Raw genomic sequence first — 17414 nt, 5'->3', positions numbered from 1 at the left:
TCAGCCGTCGCTGACCCCGGCTTCGGCAAAGGTCGCCATGCCCGAATGGCAGGCCAGCGCGCCCCTGAGCACGCCGATCGCCAGCACCCCGCCCGAGCCCTCGCCAAGCCGAAGCCCGAGCGACAGCAGCGGCGCCTTGCCCAGCCGTTCGAGCAGGCGCGCATGGCCGCCCTCGGCGCCCTGATGCCCGGCCACGGCGTGATCGAGCGCGCCGGGCGCCGCGCGGTGCAGCACCAGCGCCGCCGCGCAGCAGATGAACCCGTCGAGGATGACCGGGATACGGTGCCGGCGCGCCGCGAGAACAGCGCCCGCCATCGCCGCGATCTCGCGCCCGCCAAGCTGACGCAGCACCTCGAGCGGATCGCGCGTGCCTTCGATCCGGGCGATACCTTGGGCCACGGCCTCGGCCTTGCGCGCGAGACCGGCGTCATCGACCCCGGTGCCGCGACCGGTCCAGTCCTGCGCCTCTCCCCCTTCGAGCGCCAGCGCGATGGCCGAGGCCGAGCAGGTGTTGCCGATGCCCATTTCGCCCGCCACCAGCAGGTCGGCCTCGGGGTCGACCGCCGCCCAGCCCGCCGCCATCGCGGCGACGAGCTCGGCCTCGCTCATCGCGGCGGTGTCGACGAAATCGCGCGTGGGCCGGTCGAGATCGAGCGCATGCACGGTCAGCCTCGCGCCGAACGTCTGCGCCAGCTGGTTCACCGCCGCGCCACCGGCTTCGAAATTGCCGACCATCTGCGCCGTCACCGCTGCCGGAAACGCGGACACGCCCCGCGCCACGACGCCGTGATTGGCCGCGAAGATCGCCACCTGCGGCCTTGCGAGCACGGGCCGCGCCGTGCCGCGCCAGCCCGCATACCAGGTGGCCAGCTCTTCGAGCCGCCCCAGCGAGCCCGCGGGCTTGGTCAGCTGGGCGTTGCGGGACTGGGCTTTTTCCGCCGCGGCGCGGTCGGGGCCGGGCAGGTCGGAGAGAACGGCGCGCAAGCCCGCAAGATCGTCGAAGGGGATGGTCATGTGGGGTCCTCGTTGCATCGCGGGCCTTGCCTGCCTAACCGTAGGAGACACGCTTTGAAAAGAGGCCCTGATGCTCCTGCCCATTCGCGCGGCCTTCGGGCTGCTGACCCGCCTGCCCGTCCGCCCGGCCCCGGTGCTGCCGGAGGGCGTCTGGGCCTTTCCGCTCGCCGGTCTCGCGGTGGGGATCATCGCGGGGTTCGTCTTCTGGGCCGCGCTGGCGCTGGGCCTGCCCTCCGGCCCGGCGGCGGCGGTGGCGCTGTTTGCGCAGATCCTGATCACCGGTGGGCTGCACGAGGACGGGCTCGCCGATTGCGCCGACGGGCTGTGGGGCGGGTTCGAGCGCGCCGGCCGGCTCGAGATCATGCGCGATAGCCGGGTCGGCAGCTACGGCGTGCTGGCGATCGGCGCGACGCTGCTGATCCGCTGGTCGGCGCTGGCCGTGGGCGGGCCGGTGGCGCTGGTGATCGCGGCGGTGCTGAGCCGGGCCGCGATGGTCTGGCCGATGGCGCGGTTGCCGCATGCGCGCGAGGACGGGCTGGCACGGCTCGCCGGGCGGCCCTCGGGGCGGGCGGCGGCGCTGGCCGGTGGCGTCGCGACGCTCATCGCCCTGCCACTGGCGGGCTGGAGCCTGCTGCTGCTGCTCCCGGCGGTGGCGCTCGCCGCCCTGTGCGGCACCTGCATCGCCCGCGCCAAGATCGGCGGGCAGACCGGCGACATTCTCGGCGGCACGCAGCAAATGGCGGAAATGGCCGCGCTTTTGGTGCTGGCGGCGCTGGTCTAGCCCTCCGCGCAGCCGAGCGCCGGGCCGAAGCCCCCGGCGCCCGGTCCCCGGCGTCCCGATGTCGCGCGCTTGAAGCCTGCCGCCTTCAAATCGGGCCGCCAGCCCGGCAGGCGCCGCGAGAATCAGGGCCAGCCGTATCAGATCTGTCGTTCGGGCATCTTCACCACGAGCCCGTCGAGCGCGTCGGACACCTTGAGCTGGCAGGTGAGCCGCGAGCGGGTCTCGTCGGGCTCATAGGCGAATTCCAGCATGTCCTCTTCCATCGGGTCCTTTTCGGGCAGCTTGGCGACCCAGGCTTCGTCCACGTAGACATGGCAGGTCGAGCAGGCGCAGGCGCCGCCGCAATCGGCCTCGATGCCCGGCACGCCATTGTCGCGCGCGCCCTCCATGACGGTGAGGCCGTTGGCCACGTCGACGACATGCTCGGTGCCGTCGTGCTCGATATAGGTGATCTTCGCCATGTCAGGCTCCTCTGTCGCGTTGCGCCGCCCTGTCTAGGCGAGCCGCGGCCTGCCCGCCAGTGCCACGGCGCGGGGCGCAGGCGGTTGTGTTGCGGCGCGCGGGCCACGCCCCCGCCCGGCGATGCCGCACCGCTTTCGGCGCGCGGCCCGGCGGTCTAGTCTCTGCCCGGTAACGATCCTTCGGTGACCGATGTTCCGCCTGCTCCTCGTCCTGCCGCTCGCCGCCTGCATGGCCGCGCCGCCCGACCTGCCCGCCTTCATGGCGGCGCGGATCGAAACCGGGCCGGACGGACGCTGTTATGGCCGCGACATCACCCCGGCGGTGATAGAGACGGTGCGCGAACAGGTGCGCGAGCCGGGCGAGGGCCCCGCGCGGTATCGCAGCGTGACCCGCCAGAGCATCCTGCGCGAACGGCGCGCGGTGCTGTTCGAAACGCTCTGCCCGCCCGCATTCACCCCCGCCTTCGTCGAAACGCTGCAACGCGCGTTGGTGACGCGCGGCTTTCACCCCGGCCCGGTGACGGGCCAGCTCGACACCGTTACGCTCGACGCGGTGCAGACCTTCCAGCGCAGCAGCGGCGGCCCCGACAGCCCGGTGCTGTCGCTGGCCTCGGCCCAGCGGCTCGGGATCACGGCGCTGACGCCCGCGCAGCTCGACCTCATGAACCGCCGCTGAGCCACAAAAAAGGGCGCCCGAAGGCGCCCCGTTCCGGTTCTGCGCAGCGGATCACTCCGCCTCTTCGAGCCCCAGCGCCACGAAGCGCGGATCGCCCGCGCGGCGCACCAGCAGCAGCAGGGATTTGCGCCCGGCCTCGCGTGCGGCCTCGATGCGGGAGTCGAAATCGGCCACGGAGGCAACCGGCTGCTGCCCGGCTTCGGTGATCACGTCACCGGCGGCGAGCCCCTTTTCGGCGGCGTCCGAGGCCGGGTCCACATCCGTCACGACGAGGCCTTCGGCGTCTTCGGGCAGCTCCAGCTGCTCGCGCAGCTCCGGCGTCATCTCCGACAGCGACAGGCCGAACATCTCGGTCTCGGCGCCGTCACCCGACCCTTGGGCCGAAGCGGGCACGGCGCTCTCGGCCTCTTCGCGGCGGCCAAGCTTCACAGCAAGCTCGACCATCTCGCCCTCGCGCAGCACCTCGACCGGGACCTCTTCGCCGACCGGGGCGCGGCCGACCATGCGCACCAGCTCGCGGGTGTCGGGAACCGCCCTGCCGTCAAAGCTCAGGATCACGTCGCCCGCTTCCATGCCGGCTTCCATCGCCGGGCCTTCGGGCACATCGGTGACCAGCGCGCCACGAGTCCCGTCGAGCCCCTCGATCGCCTCGACCATGTCCGGGGTCACGTCCTGGATCCGCACGCCGAGCCAGCCACGGCGGGTTTCGCCGAATTCCTGAAGCTGCGCGACCACCTCGGTCACCACGTCCGAGGACATGGCGAAACCGATGCCGATCGAGCCGCCATTGGGCGACAGGATCGCGGTGTTCACGCCGATCACCTCGCCCGACATGTTGAACAGCGGGCCGCCCGAATTGCCGCGATTGATCGCGGCGTCGGTCTGGATGTAGTCGTCATAGGTGCCCGACAGCGCCCGTCCACGGGCCGAGACGATACCGGCCGAAACCGAAAATCCCTGGCCCAGCGGGTTGCCCATCGCCATCACCCAGTCGCCGACGCGCGCGCCCTCGGCGGTGCTGTCGCCGAATTCGACATGCGGCAGATCCTCGGCCTCGACCTTCAAAAGCGCGATATCCGTGGAGGCATCGGTGCCCACCACCTCGGCCACCAGCGTCTTGCCCGAGAAGAACTCGATATTGATCTCGTCGGCGCCGTCGATGACGTGGTTGTTGGTGACCACATAGCCATCATCCGAAATCACGAAGCCCGACCCGAGCGCCGAGGAGCGGCGCGGCGCGTCGTCGCCGCGATTTTGGAAATCGCGGAAGAACTCCTCGAAGGGCGAGCCTTCGGGCACCATGCCCTGCGGACCGGCAGGCGCCGAGACCATGGTCGAGGTGGTGATGTTGACCACCGCCGGGCTGACCTGCTCGGCCAGATCGGCAAAGGTGAGCGGACGGGTCGCATCGGGCGCATCGGCGGTGGTCGGCGCGTCGACCTCGGGCGTCACGGCGGTATCCTGCGCGGCAAGCGGGGCCACCTGCCCCAGCCCCAGCGCCGCGCCCAGGGCCAGCACCGAAACGGCACGTACGAGGGTGACGGGGGACGTCGATCTGGTCTTGGCGTTCACGGGCACACTCCTGTTTCGTCCTGTGCGTCGGAGCGCGATGCGAAGCGCGGCTCCGGTCGGGGCTGACCATCAACCTAAGATCGCGGCGTGGCAACTCAAGCCCCCGTCGCGGCGTGTCAAAGCGGTGTGAAAGGTTGAAACCTTCGCGCGCGCGCCATCAGAGCGTGGTCTGCCGCGCGATCCACAAAAGCCCCACCCCGAGCGCCAGCGTCACCAGCCCGGCCACGCGGCGCTGCTCGGGCGGCATGTCGCGCAGCGTTTCGAGCATCCTCAGAATCAGAGAAGGGGCCAGCGCCCAGGCCAGCCCCTCCACCACGAGCACCAGGCCGAGGCCCAGCAGGATCGGCGTCACTGCGCGGTCGCCGTATCGTCTTCGGGCAGGATCACCCGCGGCCGCAGCGTTTCGGCCTGGCCTTCGGCGGCGGCGTCGGCATCGGCCTGCGCGTCGATCTCGCCCTCTTGGGTCGAGAAGACGACCGCGCCGTCCTCGCCTTGGGTGACCTGCAGGCTGTCGAGCCGGATCACCCCGGCCCCGGTCCCGCCCGAGCCGGGCTCTTCCTCGATGCCGCCGTCGAACGCCCCACGCGCCCGCGCCGGGGCGGGGGTCACGCCCTCGGGCAGGTCGTCGTTGTAGAGGTAATCGAAGAAGGCGCTGTCGGGCGTCAGAACCAGCTGCGAGTTCGAGCCCTGCAGCGCGCGTTCATAGGCCTGAAGCGAGCGGTAGAAGTCAAAGAACTCCGGGTCGGCGTTGTAGGCGCTCGCGAAGATCGCGTTGGCCTCGGCGTCGGCCTCGCCTCGGGTCACCTGCGCTTCGCGCTCGGCTTCCGACATGGTTTCGATCACGGTCCGGTCGGCCAGCGCGCGCACCCGCTGCGCGGCCTCGTTGCCGCGCGCGATCTCGTCGGCGGCCTCGCGCTCGCGCTCGGCCCGCATCCGGGCGAAGGTCGCGTCGAGGTTCTGGCTCGGCAGGTTGGTCTGCTTGAGCCGCACGTCGACCACGTCGATGCCGAGGCCCTGCGCCGAGCGCTGCGCCTGTTCGCGGATCCGGTTCATCAGGCCGCGGCGATCCGAGGAGAGGATCGTGTCCGAGGTCACCTGATCGGCGCCGAGCACCTCGCGGATCTGCGCGTTGAGGATCGACGACAGCCGGTCCTCGGCGGCGCGCACGCCGCCGACGCCGACGGCCTGACGGAATTGCACCACGTCGGAGATGCGGTAGCGCGCGAAGGCGTCGACCACGAGACGGCGGTCATCCGACGGCGTCACCTCGATCGTGTCGGTGTCGAGCGACAGGATCCGGTCGTCATAGGTCACGACCTCCTGGATCAGCGGCACCTTGAGCCCGAGACCGGGCTCTTCCTTGACCTGGCGGATCTGGCCGAATTGCAGCACCAGCGCCTTTTCGCGTTCGTCCACGACGTAGATCGACGACAGGATCGCCGCGACGGCGATGACGAGAGCGGGAAGCAGGAATGCGGTCTTCTTCATCTCAGTTCCCCTGGCCGTTGGAAGACGCGGCCGCGCCCTGCTGGTTCTGGCGGTCCGAACGCTGGCCCAGCTCGTTCAGCGGCAGGAACGGCACGATGCCGGTACCGCCGCCTTCGCCGCCGGTGATCGACGGGTCGAGCACCATCTTGTCGACATCGCCCAGCACCCGCTCCATCGATTCGAGATAGAGGCGGCGACGCGTGACCTGCGGCGCCTGCGCGTATTCGTCCTGCACCGCCGAGAAGCGGCTGGCCTGACCCAGAGCGTCGTTGATGGTCTGGGCGCGGTAGCCTTCGGCCTGCTCGATGGTCTGAGCCGCTTCACCGCGCGCCTCGGCGAGCACCCGGTTGGCATAGGCGTCGGCCTGACGCTGCAGCCGGTCGCGCTCCTGCTCGGCGGCCTGCACGTCGCGGAAGGCGTCGATCACCTCCGAGGGCGGGTCGGCGCGGTCGAGGTTGACCCGGACCACGTTGATGCCGCTGTCATAGGCGTCGAGCGTCGCCTGGATCGATTCCATCGCGGTGTCGGCGATCAGGCCGCGGTCGCGGTTGAGGATCGGCGCGAGGTTCGACGCGGCGATGATCTCGCGCATCACGGATTCGGACACCGCCTGTACGGTGAGCTGCGGGTCGCGGATGTTGAACAGGAATTTCGCCGGATCGGAGACGTTCCACACCACCTGAAAACCGATATCGACGATATTGGCGTCGGTGGTCAGCATCAGCCCGTTATTGTCGCGCCCGATGCCGATGTTCTCGGTCCGCTCGGAGGTGACGTTGACGACCTCATGCGTGACCAGCGGCCACGGTGCAAAGTTCAGACCGGGGCTGCCGGTCGAGGAATACGAGCCGAGAAACAGCTCGACCGACTGTTCTTCGGGGCGCACGGTATAAAACGACATCACGCCCCACAGCACCAGCGCACCGACAGCGGCGAGGCCGATGGTGCCGCGCGACATCTGGAATCCGGGGCCGCCATTGCCACCGCCCGAGCCGGTGCCGCGATTGCCGCCGCCGCCCATCAGCACGCGCAGCTGCTCGCGGCCCTTGTTCATCAGGTCGTCGATCTGCGGGCCCTCGCCGGGGCGGCGCGGTCGCTGCGGCCCACCGGGCCGCCTGTCGTCATCCCCGCCGCCGGTGGGGCCGCGCCCACCGCCGCCGCCGCCCCAGGGGCCGCCGTTGTTTCCAGCCATGAAGCCTCTGTTCCCTTGTTGGTTTCCCCCGTGCCGGTTTCACCCGGCACGCTTTGCATGTGTGCCCTCAGGGGCGGTATTCAAGAACGCCGCACCGGCTCGCGCATGGTGACGATCTCCTCGGCCATGGTCGGGTGCACCGCCACGGTCCGGTCGAAATCCTCCTTGGTCGCGCCCATCTTGACCGCGATCCCGGCAAGCTGGATCAGTTCGCCCGCCTCGGGTGCGACGATATGACAGCCCAGGATCTTGCGGGTTTCGACCGACACCACGAGCTTCATCAGCACCCGGTCGCTCGATCCCGCGAAGGCCGACTGCATCGGCTTGAAGGACGAGCAATAGACCTCGACCGGCTCGATCTCGCGCGCCGCCTCTTCGGTCAGGCCGATGGTGCCGAGCTCGGGCTGGGTGAACACCGCCGAGGGGATCAGCGCGTGATCGACCGGCGTCGGGTTGCCCTTGAACACGGTCTCGACGAACTGCATGCCCTCGCGGATCGCCACCGGCGTCAGATTCACCCGGTCGGTGACGTCGCCGATGGCGTAGATCGACGGGCAGCCGGTCTGGCTGTAGTCATCGACCTCGATCGCGCCGCCACGCGCCAGTTCGACCCCCGCCTCTTCGAGCCCGAGCCCGTCGGTGTTGGGCTTGCGCCCGGTCGCGAAGAGCACCGCGTCATAGACCCGCTCGTCGCCATTCGTGGCCTTGACCCAGACCGGTCCCTTGGTGCCGGGCGCGGCCTCGGCCACGCCGTTGCCGCCCGCCGCGTCCGAGCCGGTGCCGCCGTGATGCGCCGGATCGGATGCCTCGCTCTCGGGGCACATCTCGACCACGTTGGTGCCCAGATGCAGGTCGATGCCGCGCTCGCGCATCGAATCCGCGATCAGGCCACGCGCCTCGTCGTCGAAGCCGCGCAGGATCTGCGCGCCGCGATAGAACTGCGTCACCTTCACGCCCAGCCCGTGCAGGATGCAGGCGAATTCGCAGGCGATGTAGCCGCCACCGACGATCAGCACAGATTTCGGCAAGGTTTCGAGATCGAAGATGTCGTCCGAAACCATGCCCAGATGCGCGTTCTTCATGTCGGGGCGCACCGGGCGCCCGCCGGTCGCCACGAGGATGTGCTTGGCGGTCTTGCGGGTGCCGTCTGCCAGCTCGACCGTGTGCGGATCGGCAATGCGCGCGCGCTGGTCGTGCATCTCGACGCCAGAGCCGTCGAGCAGGCGGCGATAGACGCCCTCGAGCCGGTCCAGCTCGGCATGCAGCTTCTCGCGGAAGGGCCGCCAGTCGAACCGGCCCTCGCCGATTTCCCAGCCATAGGCGCGCGCCTCGTCGAGCACCTCGCCATAGCCCGAGGCATAGACCATGAGCTTTTTCGGGACGCAGCCGCGGATCACGCAGGTGCCGCCCATGCGGCTTTCCTCGGCCAGCGCCACGCTTGCCCCGGTGGCGGCGGCGGTGCGCGCGGCACGCACCCCGCCCGAGCCGCCGCCGATCACGAAGAGATCATAGTCGAATGCCATAAGTCGGTCTGTCCTAGTCGGAAATATCGGTGAAGATGTTGTCGGTGGCGAGAAAGTCGAACTGCGTCTCTTCCGCCTCGCCGTGCAGATCGTAGCTCTCGACCCGCCCATCGCCATGCCCGATCACGAGCGCGTCACAGATATCGACGAATAGCCCGTTTTCGACCACGCCCGCGATCTGGTTGAGCGCGAGCCCGAGCTGGCGCGCATTGCCGATCCGGTTGAGATGCAGGTCGAGGATGTGGTTGCCCTCATCGGTGCGCACGGCTTCGCCATCCTTCATGCGCAGCTCGACCTCGCGGCCCAGCACGTCGAGCCCGACCAGCGTTTCCTCCACGAGCACCTTGGTCGCCTGCCAGCCGAAGGGGATGATCTCGACCGGCAGCGGAAACGCCCCGAGCGTCTCGACCCGCTTGGTCGCATCGGCGATCACCACCATCCGGTCCGAGGCCGTGGCCACGATCTTTTCGTGCAAGAGCGCGGCGCCGCCGCCCTTGATCAGGTTCAGCGCGCCATCGACCTCGTCGGCGCCGTCGATGGTCAGGTCGAGCCAGCCCGCCTCCTCGAGCGTCACCACCTCGATCCCGAGCTCGCGGGCGAGGTCGGCGGTGCGGCGCGAGGTCGGCACCGCGCGGATCGCGAGCCCCTCGTCGCGGACCATTTCGCCGATGCAGCGCACCAGCCATTCGGCGGTCGATCCGGTGCCGAGGCCGACGCGCATGCCGTCCTCGATCATGCGGCTCGCCTGCTTGGCGGCGACGAACTTCGCCTTTTCAACGGGTGACAGGTCTTTGGCCATGCTGCCTCTCTTCGCGGGTCCGACCCGGTTATAGGAAAGATGGCGTCCGCCTGCGAGGGGCAATCGTCGCGCAACTTTGCCGCTGTCCGGGCATTCCCCTTGCGCGAACCGCGCGCGAATGGTCGCATCAGGGCCAGAGATCCGCGCCCGTGCCCCGGAGGATGCCCCATGACCCTGCGCCTGCACTACGCCCCCGACAATGCCTCGCTTTGCGTGCGGCTCGCGCTCGAGGAGCTGCGGCTCGACTATCACGCCGCGCTGGTGGACCGTCGGGCGGGCGCGCAGCGGGCGCCGGGCTATCTCGCGCTCAACCCGCATGGCATGATCCCGGTGCTCGAAACCGATGAAGGTCCGATCTTCGAGACCGCGGCGATCCTGTTGTGGCTGTCGGACCGGCATCGCCGCCACGCGGTGCTGATGCCCGCCCCCGACGCGCCCGAGCGCGGCATGGCGCTGGCCTGGCTGTTCTGGCTGTCGAACACGCTGCACCCGGCGCTTCGGATGCTGTTCTACGGCGGCGAGCACATCGCGCCCGAACAGGTCTTCGCGCTGCACGAACGCACCGCGCAGCGCACGCTGGAAATGCTCGACCGGCTGGAGGCGGCAACGCCCAGCCTGGGCGGCTGGCTCGGCGCGGATCAGCCTTCGGCGCTCGACTGCTATCTCGCGCCGATGCTGCGCTGGTGCGCGCTCTATCCCGAAAGCGGCACCGGCTGGTTCGACCTTGCCCGCTGGCCCGGCCTGCGCGCATCTCTGGAGCGGTTCGAAACGCGGCCCTCGGTCCGGGCCGCGATCGAGGCCGAGGGGCTCGGGCCGCGCCCCTTCACCGATCCACACCCCCCGCATCCGCCCGAAGGATATGCCACCTGATGTTTCTCTCCGTCTTCGACATCTTCAAGATCGGCATCGGCCCGTCCTCGTCGCACACCATCGGCCCGATGGTCGCGGCCGAACGGTTTCTAGGCCATCTGCGCGCGCAGCCCTTCAAGGTCGCGGGCGTCTCGGCACGGCTGCACGGCTCGCTCGCCTTCACCGGGGCGGGCCACGCCACCGACCGGGCGGTGATGCTCGGCCTCGCCGGGATCACGGTGGCGGGTTACGACGCCGAAGCCGCCGAGGCCGAGCTTGCACGGCTGCGCGCCGAAAAAGTGCTGCACCCTGAGGGGCTTGCCGCGCTGCGCTTCGATCCGCAGGCGGATCTCGTCTTCGATTACGGCCCGCCGCTGCCCGGCCACGCGAACGGGCTGGTGCTGCGCGGCCATGATGCGCAGGGCGACGTGGTGACGGAGATGACCTATTATTCGATCGGCGGCGGTTTCGTGCGCACCGCCGAGGAGCTTGAGGCCGGTCCCGCCCCGGACACCGGCCCGCCCGTCCCCTACCCCTTCGCCAGCGCGACCGGCATGCTGCGCATGGCCACCGAAAGCGGGCTGTCGATCGCGGCGATGAAGCGCGCCAACGAGAAAGCGCGCCGCCCGCGCACCGACCTGAACGGTGACGTTCAGAAGATCTGGCGCGTCATGTCCGATTGCATCGATCGCGGGCTGCACGCCGAGGGCACCTTGCCCGGCGGGCTTGGCGTGCGCCGCCGGGCGGCGGCGATCCATGCCTCGCTGCGCGCCGAACGCGGCGGCAACATGGCGGCGCCGCATCTCGTGACCGACTGGATCTCGGCCTATGCCATGGCGGTGAACGAGGAAAACGCCGCCGGCGGACAGGTCGTCACGGCGCCCACCAACGGCGCGGCGGGCGTGGTGCCCGCCGTCATTCGCTACTGGCTCGATCACGTGCCCGGTGCCAGCAGCGACCGGGTGCCCGAATTCCTGCTGACCGCCGCTGCGGTCGGCGGGCTGATCAAGGAGAACGCCTCGATCTCGGGCGCCGAATGCGGCTGTCAGGCCGAGGTCGGCTCCGCCGCCGCGATGGCCGCCGCAGGGCTCGCGGCGGTGCTGGGCGGCACGCCGGGCCAGGTCGAGAACGCCGCCGAAATCGCGCTCGAACACCATCTCGGCATGACCTGCGACCCGGTCGCGGGGCTCGTTCAGGTCCCTTGCATCGAAAGGAACGGCATGGGCGCGGTCAAGGCGGTGGCGGCGGCGAGCCTCGCGCTCAGGGGCGACGGCGCGCATCTCGTGCCGCTCGACGTGGCGATCGAGACGATGCGCCAAACCGGGCGCGACATGAGCGACAAGTACAAGGAAACCTCGCAGGGTGGGCTGGCGGTGAACCTGCCCAATTGCTGAAGGCGGCGCGGGCCGATGGGTCGGAATTTGCGTATTTGGGGAACAAAGTGGCCAAGCGCGCCTGGCTACTTTGTTCCCCAAATACGCACGACACGACGCTGGCCGCACGCGCGACACCCGTCAGCCGGGCGCCCGCGCAGGATGGTCAGCTGTCCCAGTCGCGCAGCCGGGCGACGTAACGCGCCATGGTGTCGATCTCGAGGTTGATCGACTGCCCCTCCACCAGGTCGCCCCAGTTGGTCACTTCGCGGGTGTGCGGAATCAGGTTGATGCCGAATTCCGCCCCTTCGACCTCGTTGACCGTCAGCGAGGTGCCGTTGAGCGCGACCGACCCTTTCGGCGCGATGAACTTGGCCAGCGCGTCGGGCGCGCGAAAGCGCACCCGCAGGCTGTCGCCCTCGTCGCGCAGGCCCACCACCTCGGCCACGCCGTCGACATGGCCCGACACGATATGCCCGCCCAGCTCGTCCCCGACCTTCAGCGCGCGTTCGAGGTTGAGCCGTTTGCCCGCGCGCCAGCCATCGCGGCCGATATTGGTAAGGTTCACGGTTTCGGCCGAGATCTGCACGTCGAACCAGTTGCGCGGGCTCCGGCCCAGCGCGACCACGGTCAGGCAGACCCCGTCGCAGGCGATCGAGGCGCCGATATCGATGCTGTCGGGATCGTAGCTGGTGGCGATACGGGCGCGCAGGTCGCCCTCCTGCACCACGTCGAGAACCTCGCCGATATCGGTGATGATGCCTGTGAACATGCGCGCGCTCCTGTCTTGCGCCCCAAGACCTAGAGACGCCGCCGCGCCCGCACAAGGGCAGGCGCTTTTCCGCGCCATCCGCGCGCCTTAAAAGAGCCCCCAGCCGCTGCGACACCAAAGGGATCGTTCCGTTACCATGGCCTCTTACATGACCGATCCCGCCGATCGCCGTTTCCTGTTCCTGCAAGGCCCGCACGGGCCCTTCTTCGACCGGCTCGCGGCCATGCTGCGCGCCGCCGGGGCGCACTGCTGGCGGGCGGGGTTCAACGCGGGCGACGCGGCTTTCTGGCGCGACCGGGCAAGCTACATCCCCTATCGCGGCTCCGCCGAGGATTGGCCCGTCGCCTTCGACGCGCTGATCGAAGAGCACGGCATCACCGACATCGTGCTTTATGGCGACACGCGGCCCGTCCACGCCACGGCGGTGGCACGGGCCCGCGCGCGCGGGATCTGCGTGCACGTGTTCGAGGAAGGCTATCTTCGGCCATGGTGGGTCACCTATGAGCGCGGCGGCACAAACGGGCATTCGCGGCTCATGCAGATCGGCATCGACGAAATGCGCGCGGCGCTGGAACGCTCGGACCCCGAGATCACGGAAGCGCCCGCGCATTGGGGCGACATGCGACAGCACGTCTTCTATGGCGCGCTCTACCACTGGTTCGTGCTGTTCCGGAACCGGACCTATGCGGGCTTTCGCGCCCATCGCGAGCTGCCGCTCGCCACCGAGGCGCGGCTCTATACCACGCGGCTGCTGCTGATGCCCTTCATCGCGCTCGACCGGATCGTCGCGACGGCCCGCATCCGGCGGGGCGGCTATCCTTACCACCTCGCGCTCCTGCAGCTCGAACATGATGCGAGCTTTCGGGCGCATTCGCCCTTTGACCGGATGTCCGATTTCCTCGAACTGGTGATCGAGGGCTTTGCCCGCGGTGCGCCGCGCCATCACCATCTCGTCTTCAAGGCGCATCCTCTGGAGAACGGGCAGGCCCCGCTCAAGCGGATCATCCGCGATCTCGCCCGCGCGCACGGGCTGGAGGGCCGCGTGCATTACCTGCGCGGCGGCAAGCTGGCGCGGCTTCTGGATGCGGCGCGCACCGCCGTCACCGTCAACTCCACCGCCGCCCAGCAGGTGCTCTGGCGCGGCATCCCGCTCAAGGCCTTTGGCCGCGCCGTCTATTCCAAGCCCGACCTCGCCTCGCCCCAGCCGCTGGCCGAATTCTTTGCCCAGCCGCTGCGCCCCGACCGGCGCGCCTATCGCGATTATCGCCGCTTCCTGCTGGAAACGAGCCAGGTCTCGGGCGGGTTCTACTCGGTGCGGGGGCGCCGGCGGCTGTTGCGGCAGGTCGTGGACATGATGCTCGCGGTCGAAGATCCTTATGAGGCGCTGCACACGGGCCGGGTCGCGCCGCGCCCGCCGCTGCGCGCGCTGCCCTGACCGGCGCGGCGCGCAAGCCACACCGCGCCGCCTGCGCCGCCCGGCTCCGCGCGCGGCAACTGGTCACGCACGGCCGCGCGCGTTAGCCTCGCCCGCAACGGGCAGAGCGTTGCCCCCGATCGACAGGCCCAAGGTCCGGGCATAACGGGCCAGATGACGGATCGCCCTCGCGACGGGGGCACAGGCAGATCGGCCCCGGCACGGGGCCGCAGGCAGACAGGAACAGGTCGAGGAGACCGCGCAGTGACACCCCTCCCCCACCGCCTCGCCCGCGGCGTGGCCATCGCGGTCGCGCTCGCTCTCGTCGCCGGCTGCGGGATCACCCCGCGCTCAGGCCCCAACAAGCGCGAGATCTTCGCAGGCTCGGTGCTGCGCGAAGGCGACGCCTTCGTGGTGGCGGTGGACGACCGGGTGAACCGCATCGCCGGCGTCACCCCGGCGCTGGGCTTTGCTGCCAGCTTCGCGCAGGCCGGGCTTCTGGGGTCGGACACGATCCAGCCGGGTGACGTGCTCGGGCTGACGATCTGGGAAAACGTTGATGACGGGCTGGTGGTACCCACCGGGCAGAACGCCACCGTGCTCGAAGAGGTGCAGGTCGATGGCTCCGGCTTCATCTTCGTGCCCTATGCGGGCCGGATTCGCGCCGCGGGCAATTCGCCCGAGGCGATCCGCCGCATCATCACCGACAAGCTCGAAGCCCAGACCCCCGACCCGCAGGTGCAGGTGCGCCGCGTCGCGGGCGACGGCTCCACCGTTTCGGTGGTCGGCGATGTCGGCGCACAGGGCGTCTATCCGATCGAACGCCCGACGCGCACGCTGTCGGCCATGCTCGCGGCGGCGGGCGGCGTGTCGGTGCGGCCCGAAGTGGCACAGGTCACGGTGACGCGCGGCAGCACCACGAGCGAGGTCTGGTTCCAGGATCTCTTCGAAGAGCCGCGCGCCGACATCGCGCTGCGCGGCGGCGACCGCATCCTCGTCGAGGCCGACACGCGCGACTACACCGCGCTGGGCGCCACCGGCACGCAGGAGCTGGTGCCCTTCGACAGCCGCAACATCTCGGCGATCGAGGCGATCGCGCGGGTCGGCGGCCTCAACCCGACACTGGCCGATCCGACCGGCGTCTTCGTGTTCCGCAACGAGCCCGCGGTGATCGCCAGCCAGATCACCGGCATTGACGATCTCGTCGGCACGCAGCGTCTTGTTTACGTGCTCGATCTCACCCGTCCCAACGGCATGTTCATCGCCCGCGACTTCGCGATCCGCGACGACGACACGGTCTATGTGACCGAGGCACCGATCGTCGAGTTCGGCCGGGTGATCGGCGGGCTGACCGGCACGCTGACCTCGACGCGCGGCGCCGTCGACGCCGTGCGCTGACCTTGCCCGGCGCGACCGGGCCGCGCCGGCTTTACGTCTATAACGGCGGGCTTCTCGCCGCGCCGATGCGGGCACGGCTGCGGGCGGCGGGCTATGCGCCGCGGCTCGGACTGCCAAGGCCCGGCGGCCTTGTCGGCGTCTGGGGCCAGAGCCCGACCGCGCCGCGCGGCGAAGCCATCGCCGCCCGCCGCGGCGCGGCGCTGGTGCGGATCGAGGACGCGTTCCTGCGCTCGGTCCTTCCGGGCCGGGCCGGGGCGCCGCCGCTGGGGCTCTTGATCGACCAGGCGGGCGTGCATTTCGACCCCGCCACCGTGTCGGATCTCGAAACGCTGCTCGCGACCCACCCGCTCGACGACACGGCGCTCCTCGACCGCGCCCGCGACGGCATCGCCCGGCTGCGCGACGCCGATCTGTCGAAATATTCGGGCTTCGACCCCGAGGCCCCCCTGCCCGAGCCGGGCTATGTGCTCGTCATCGACCAGACCGCGGGCGATGCGGCGGTGCGCGCGAGCCGCGGCGACCGCAACCGATTTCTCGAAATGCTGTTCGAGGCGCGCGAGGCGCATCCCCACGCCCGCATCGTCATCAAGACCCACCCGGAGACGCAGCAGGGCTTTCGCGCAGGCCATTTCCGCGACGCCGATCTCGGCCCCGGCATGGCGTTCTGCGACACCCCCGTCTCGCCATGGCGGCTGCTCGAAGGGGCGGTTGCGGTGCATGCGTTCAGCTCGCAGATGGGCTTCGAGGCGATCCTCGCCGGGCACAGGCCGGTGATCCATGGACAGCCCTTCTATGCGGGGTGGGGTCTCACAGAAGACCGCGATCCGGTCTGGCGGCGGCAGCGGCGGTTGACCCGGGCGCAGCTCTTTGCCGCCGCGATGATCCTGTATCCGCATTGGCACGACCCGCACCGCAACCGCGCCTGCGGCTTCGAAGAGGCGCTCGACACCTTCGAAGCCGAAACGCGGGCCTGGCGCGAAGACCGGATGGGCTGGGTCGCGACGGGCATGCGGCTTTGGAAGCGGCGGCATTTGCAGGCGGGATTCGGCGGCGTCCGGCCCGTGATCTTCGCCGATCCGCCCGCGCGCGCGGCGGCGCGGGCCACGGCCGCCGGGCGCCGGCTCATGGTATGGGGCGACCGCGCGGCGCCAAAGGGCGCGCTGCGCGTCGAGGACGGGTTTTTGCGTTCGCGGGGGCTCGGTGCGGCGCTGGTGCCACCCGCGAGCCTCGCGCTTGACGATCTCGGCCTGCATTATGATCCCGCCAGCGAAAGCCGGCTGGAGCGGCTCATCGCCGCCTCGCCCGCCTTGCCCGACCATGCGCGCCGGCGCGCCGCGCGGCTGGTGGCGCGGCTCGTGGCGGCGGGGCTTTCGAAATACAACCTCGCGGGTGCGCCGCTGCCGGACATGCCCCAAGGCCACCGCATCCTCGTGCCCGGCCAGGTCGAGGACGACGCCGCGATCCGGCGCGGCGCGGGCGATATCAGGACAAATCTCGCGCTGTTGCGGGCCGTCCGTGCTGCCCGGCCCGAGGCGGTGATCCTCTACAAACCCCACCCCGACGTGGAGGCCGGCCTGCGGCCCGGCGCGGTGAAGGGCGCAAAGGATGTCGCGGATATAGTGCTGGCCGGTGTCGATCCGCTGGCCGCGCTCGGCGTGGCCGACGAGGTCTGGACCATCACCTCGGGGCTGGGTTTCGAGGCGCTCTTGCGCGGCGTGCCCGTCACCTGTCTCGGCACGCCTTTCTATGCGGGCTGGGGGCTGACGCGCGATCTCGGCCCGGCCTGCGCGCGCCGCCACGCCCGGCCCGATCTCCACAGCCTCGCCCATGCGGCGTTGATCGGCTGGCCGCGCTACTTCGACCCCCTCACGGGCCGCCCCTGCCCACCCGAACTCGCGCTCGACCGGCTGGCGCAGGGCACCGTGCCGCGCCGGGCGGGGCTGCGCATTCTGGCAAGGCTTCAGGGCGTCTTCGCCTCCACCGCCCCGCTCTGGCGCCGCTGATCGGGTCTCGGCGGAATGCCACCGACCCGCCCGCCGGTCATGGAACGGCGCGCAGCCCGCGCCGTTGGCCCCGCAATACGACCATGGCGGCCCCGCCGG

At 70.2% G+C, this 17414-nt stretch carries 16 protein-coding genes; 7 read left to right on the top strand and 9 right to left on the bottom strand.

Annotated elements, in window-relative coordinates:
* On the bottom strand, positions 1 to 1014 hold the full coding sequence (cobT, locus tag LOKHON_RS12850; protein WP_017927074.1) for a nicotinate-nucleotide--dimethylbenzimidazole phosphoribosyltransferase: 1014 nt from the start codon (positions 1012 to 1014) through the stop codon (positions 1 to 3).
* Positions 1015 to 1084: 70 nt separating this feature from the next.
* Here cobT and LOKHON_RS12845 point away from each other — a divergent pair, with 70 nt between their 5' ends.
* On the top strand, positions 1085 to 1795 hold the full coding sequence (locus LOKHON_RS12845) for an adenosylcobinamide-GDP ribazoletransferase (RefSeq protein ID WP_017927073.1): 711 nt from the start codon (positions 1085 to 1087) through the stop codon (positions 1793 to 1795).
* Positions 1796 to 1932: 137 nt separating this feature from the next.
* On the opposite strand, the gene LOKHON_RS12840 is transcribed toward LOKHON_RS12845, so the two are convergent.
* A complete protein-coding gene (locus tag LOKHON_RS12840; protein WP_017927072.1) occupies positions 1933 to 2256 on the bottom strand; it encodes a 2Fe-2S iron-sulfur cluster-binding protein in 324 nt (107 codons plus the stop codon).
* A gap of 190 nt (positions 2257 to 2446) precedes the next feature.
* Between LOKHON_RS12840 and LOKHON_RS12835 the strand changes: the two genes are divergently transcribed.
* Complete coding sequence (locus LOKHON_RS12835) at positions 2447 to 2932, top strand: peptidoglycan-binding domain-containing protein (protein WP_017927071.1); 486 nt, start codon at positions 2447 to 2449, stop codon at positions 2930 to 2932.
* Between the two features lie 51 nt (positions 2933 to 2983).
* Here the strand turns inward: LOKHON_RS12835 and LOKHON_RS12830 are convergent, their stop codons facing one another.
* From LOKHON_RS12830 to rpiA, 6 genes are all read right to left on the bottom strand, one after another.
* Positions 2984 to 4504, bottom strand: a complete 1521-nt coding sequence (locus LOKHON_RS12830; protein ID WP_017927070.1) for a Do family serine endopeptidase — start codon at positions 4502 to 4504, stop codon at positions 2984 to 2986.
* 157 nt (positions 4505 to 4661) lie between these two features.
* Positions 4662 to 4856, bottom strand: coding sequence for a DUF2065 family protein (locus LOKHON_RS16650; protein ID WP_017927069.1), 195 nt, complete (start codon positions 4854 to 4856; stop codon positions 4662 to 4664).
* On the bottom strand, positions 4853 to 5992 hold the full coding sequence (gene hflC, locus LOKHON_RS12820) for a protease modulator HflC (protein WP_017927068.1): 1140 nt from the start codon (positions 5990 to 5992) through the stop codon (positions 4853 to 4855). Before hflC ends, LOKHON_RS16650 begins: the two co-directional genes overlap by 4 nt.
* Before the next feature lies 1 nt (position 5993).
* A complete protein-coding gene (hflK, locus tag LOKHON_RS12815) occupies positions 5994 to 7184 on the bottom strand; it encodes an FtsH protease activity modulator HflK (protein ID WP_017927067.1) in 1191 nt (396 codons plus the stop codon).
* Between the two features lie 80 nt (positions 7185 to 7264).
* The gene (locus LOKHON_RS12810) at positions 7265 to 8707 is read right to left on the bottom strand and encodes an FAD-dependent oxidoreductase (RefSeq protein ID WP_017927066.1); all 1443 of its coding nucleotides are present in this window, start codon (positions 8705 to 8707) and stop codon (positions 7265 to 7267) included.
* Between the two features lie 13 nt (positions 8708 to 8720).
* Complete coding sequence (gene rpiA, locus LOKHON_RS12805) at positions 8721 to 9506, bottom strand: ribose-5-phosphate isomerase RpiA (protein ID WP_017927065.1); 786 nt, start codon at positions 9504 to 9506, stop codon at positions 8721 to 8723.
* A 168-nt stretch (positions 9507 to 9674) separates the two neighbouring features.
* Between rpiA and LOKHON_RS12800 the strand changes: the two genes are divergently transcribed.
* Positions 9675 to 10376 carry a glutathione S-transferase family protein gene (locus tag LOKHON_RS12800; protein WP_017927064.1) on the top strand — a complete coding sequence of 234 codons (702 nt, stop codon included), beginning with the start codon at positions 9675 to 9677 and terminating at the stop codon, positions 10374 to 10376.
* On the top strand, positions 10376 to 11749 hold the full coding sequence (locus LOKHON_RS12795) for an L-serine ammonia-lyase (RefSeq protein ID WP_017927063.1): 1374 nt from the start codon (positions 10376 to 10378) through the stop codon (positions 11747 to 11749). Before LOKHON_RS12800 ends, LOKHON_RS12795 begins: the two co-directional genes overlap by 1 nt.
* Positions 11750 to 11894: 145 nt before the next feature.
* Here LOKHON_RS12795 and LOKHON_RS12790 read toward each other — a convergent pair whose 3' ends face one another.
* Positions 11895 to 12500 (bottom strand): riboflavin synthase, encoded by a 606-nt coding sequence (locus tag LOKHON_RS12790; RefSeq protein WP_017927062.1) that lies wholly within the window; start codon positions 12498 to 12500, stop codon positions 11895 to 11897.
* A gap of 148 nt (positions 12501 to 12648) precedes the next feature.
* Here LOKHON_RS12790 and LOKHON_RS12785 point away from each other — a divergent pair, with 148 nt between their 5' ends.
* The 3 genes from LOKHON_RS12785 to LOKHON_RS12775 all read left to right on the top strand — a co-directional run bounded on the left by LOKHON_RS12785 (position 12649) and on the right by LOKHON_RS12775 (position 17315).
* Complete coding sequence (locus LOKHON_RS12785; protein WP_033315391.1) at positions 12649 to 13935, top strand: capsule biosynthesis protein; 1287 nt, start codon at positions 12649 to 12651, stop codon at positions 13933 to 13935.
* Between the two features lie 243 nt (positions 13936 to 14178).
* On the top strand, positions 14179 to 15312 hold the full coding sequence (locus LOKHON_RS12780) for a polysaccharide biosynthesis/export family protein (RefSeq protein WP_245631463.1): 1134 nt from the start codon (positions 14179 to 14181) through the stop codon (positions 15310 to 15312).
* A 2-nt stretch (positions 15313 to 15314) separates the two neighbouring features.
* Entirely contained in the window at positions 15315 to 17315 is a 2001-nt protein-coding gene (locus LOKHON_RS12775; RefSeq protein ID WP_017927059.1) for a capsular polysaccharide biosynthesis protein, read from the top strand.
* Positions 17316 to 17414 lie beyond the last annotated feature (99 nt).

The organism is Limimaricola hongkongensis DSM 17492 (assembly GCF_000600975.2).
GTDB lineage: Bacteria > Pseudomonadota > Alphaproteobacteria > Rhodobacterales > Rhodobacteraceae > Limimaricola > Limimaricola hongkongensis.
Note: the sequence above shows the minus strand (reverse complement) of the source record. Positions and strands in the feature narration are given on the sequence as shown.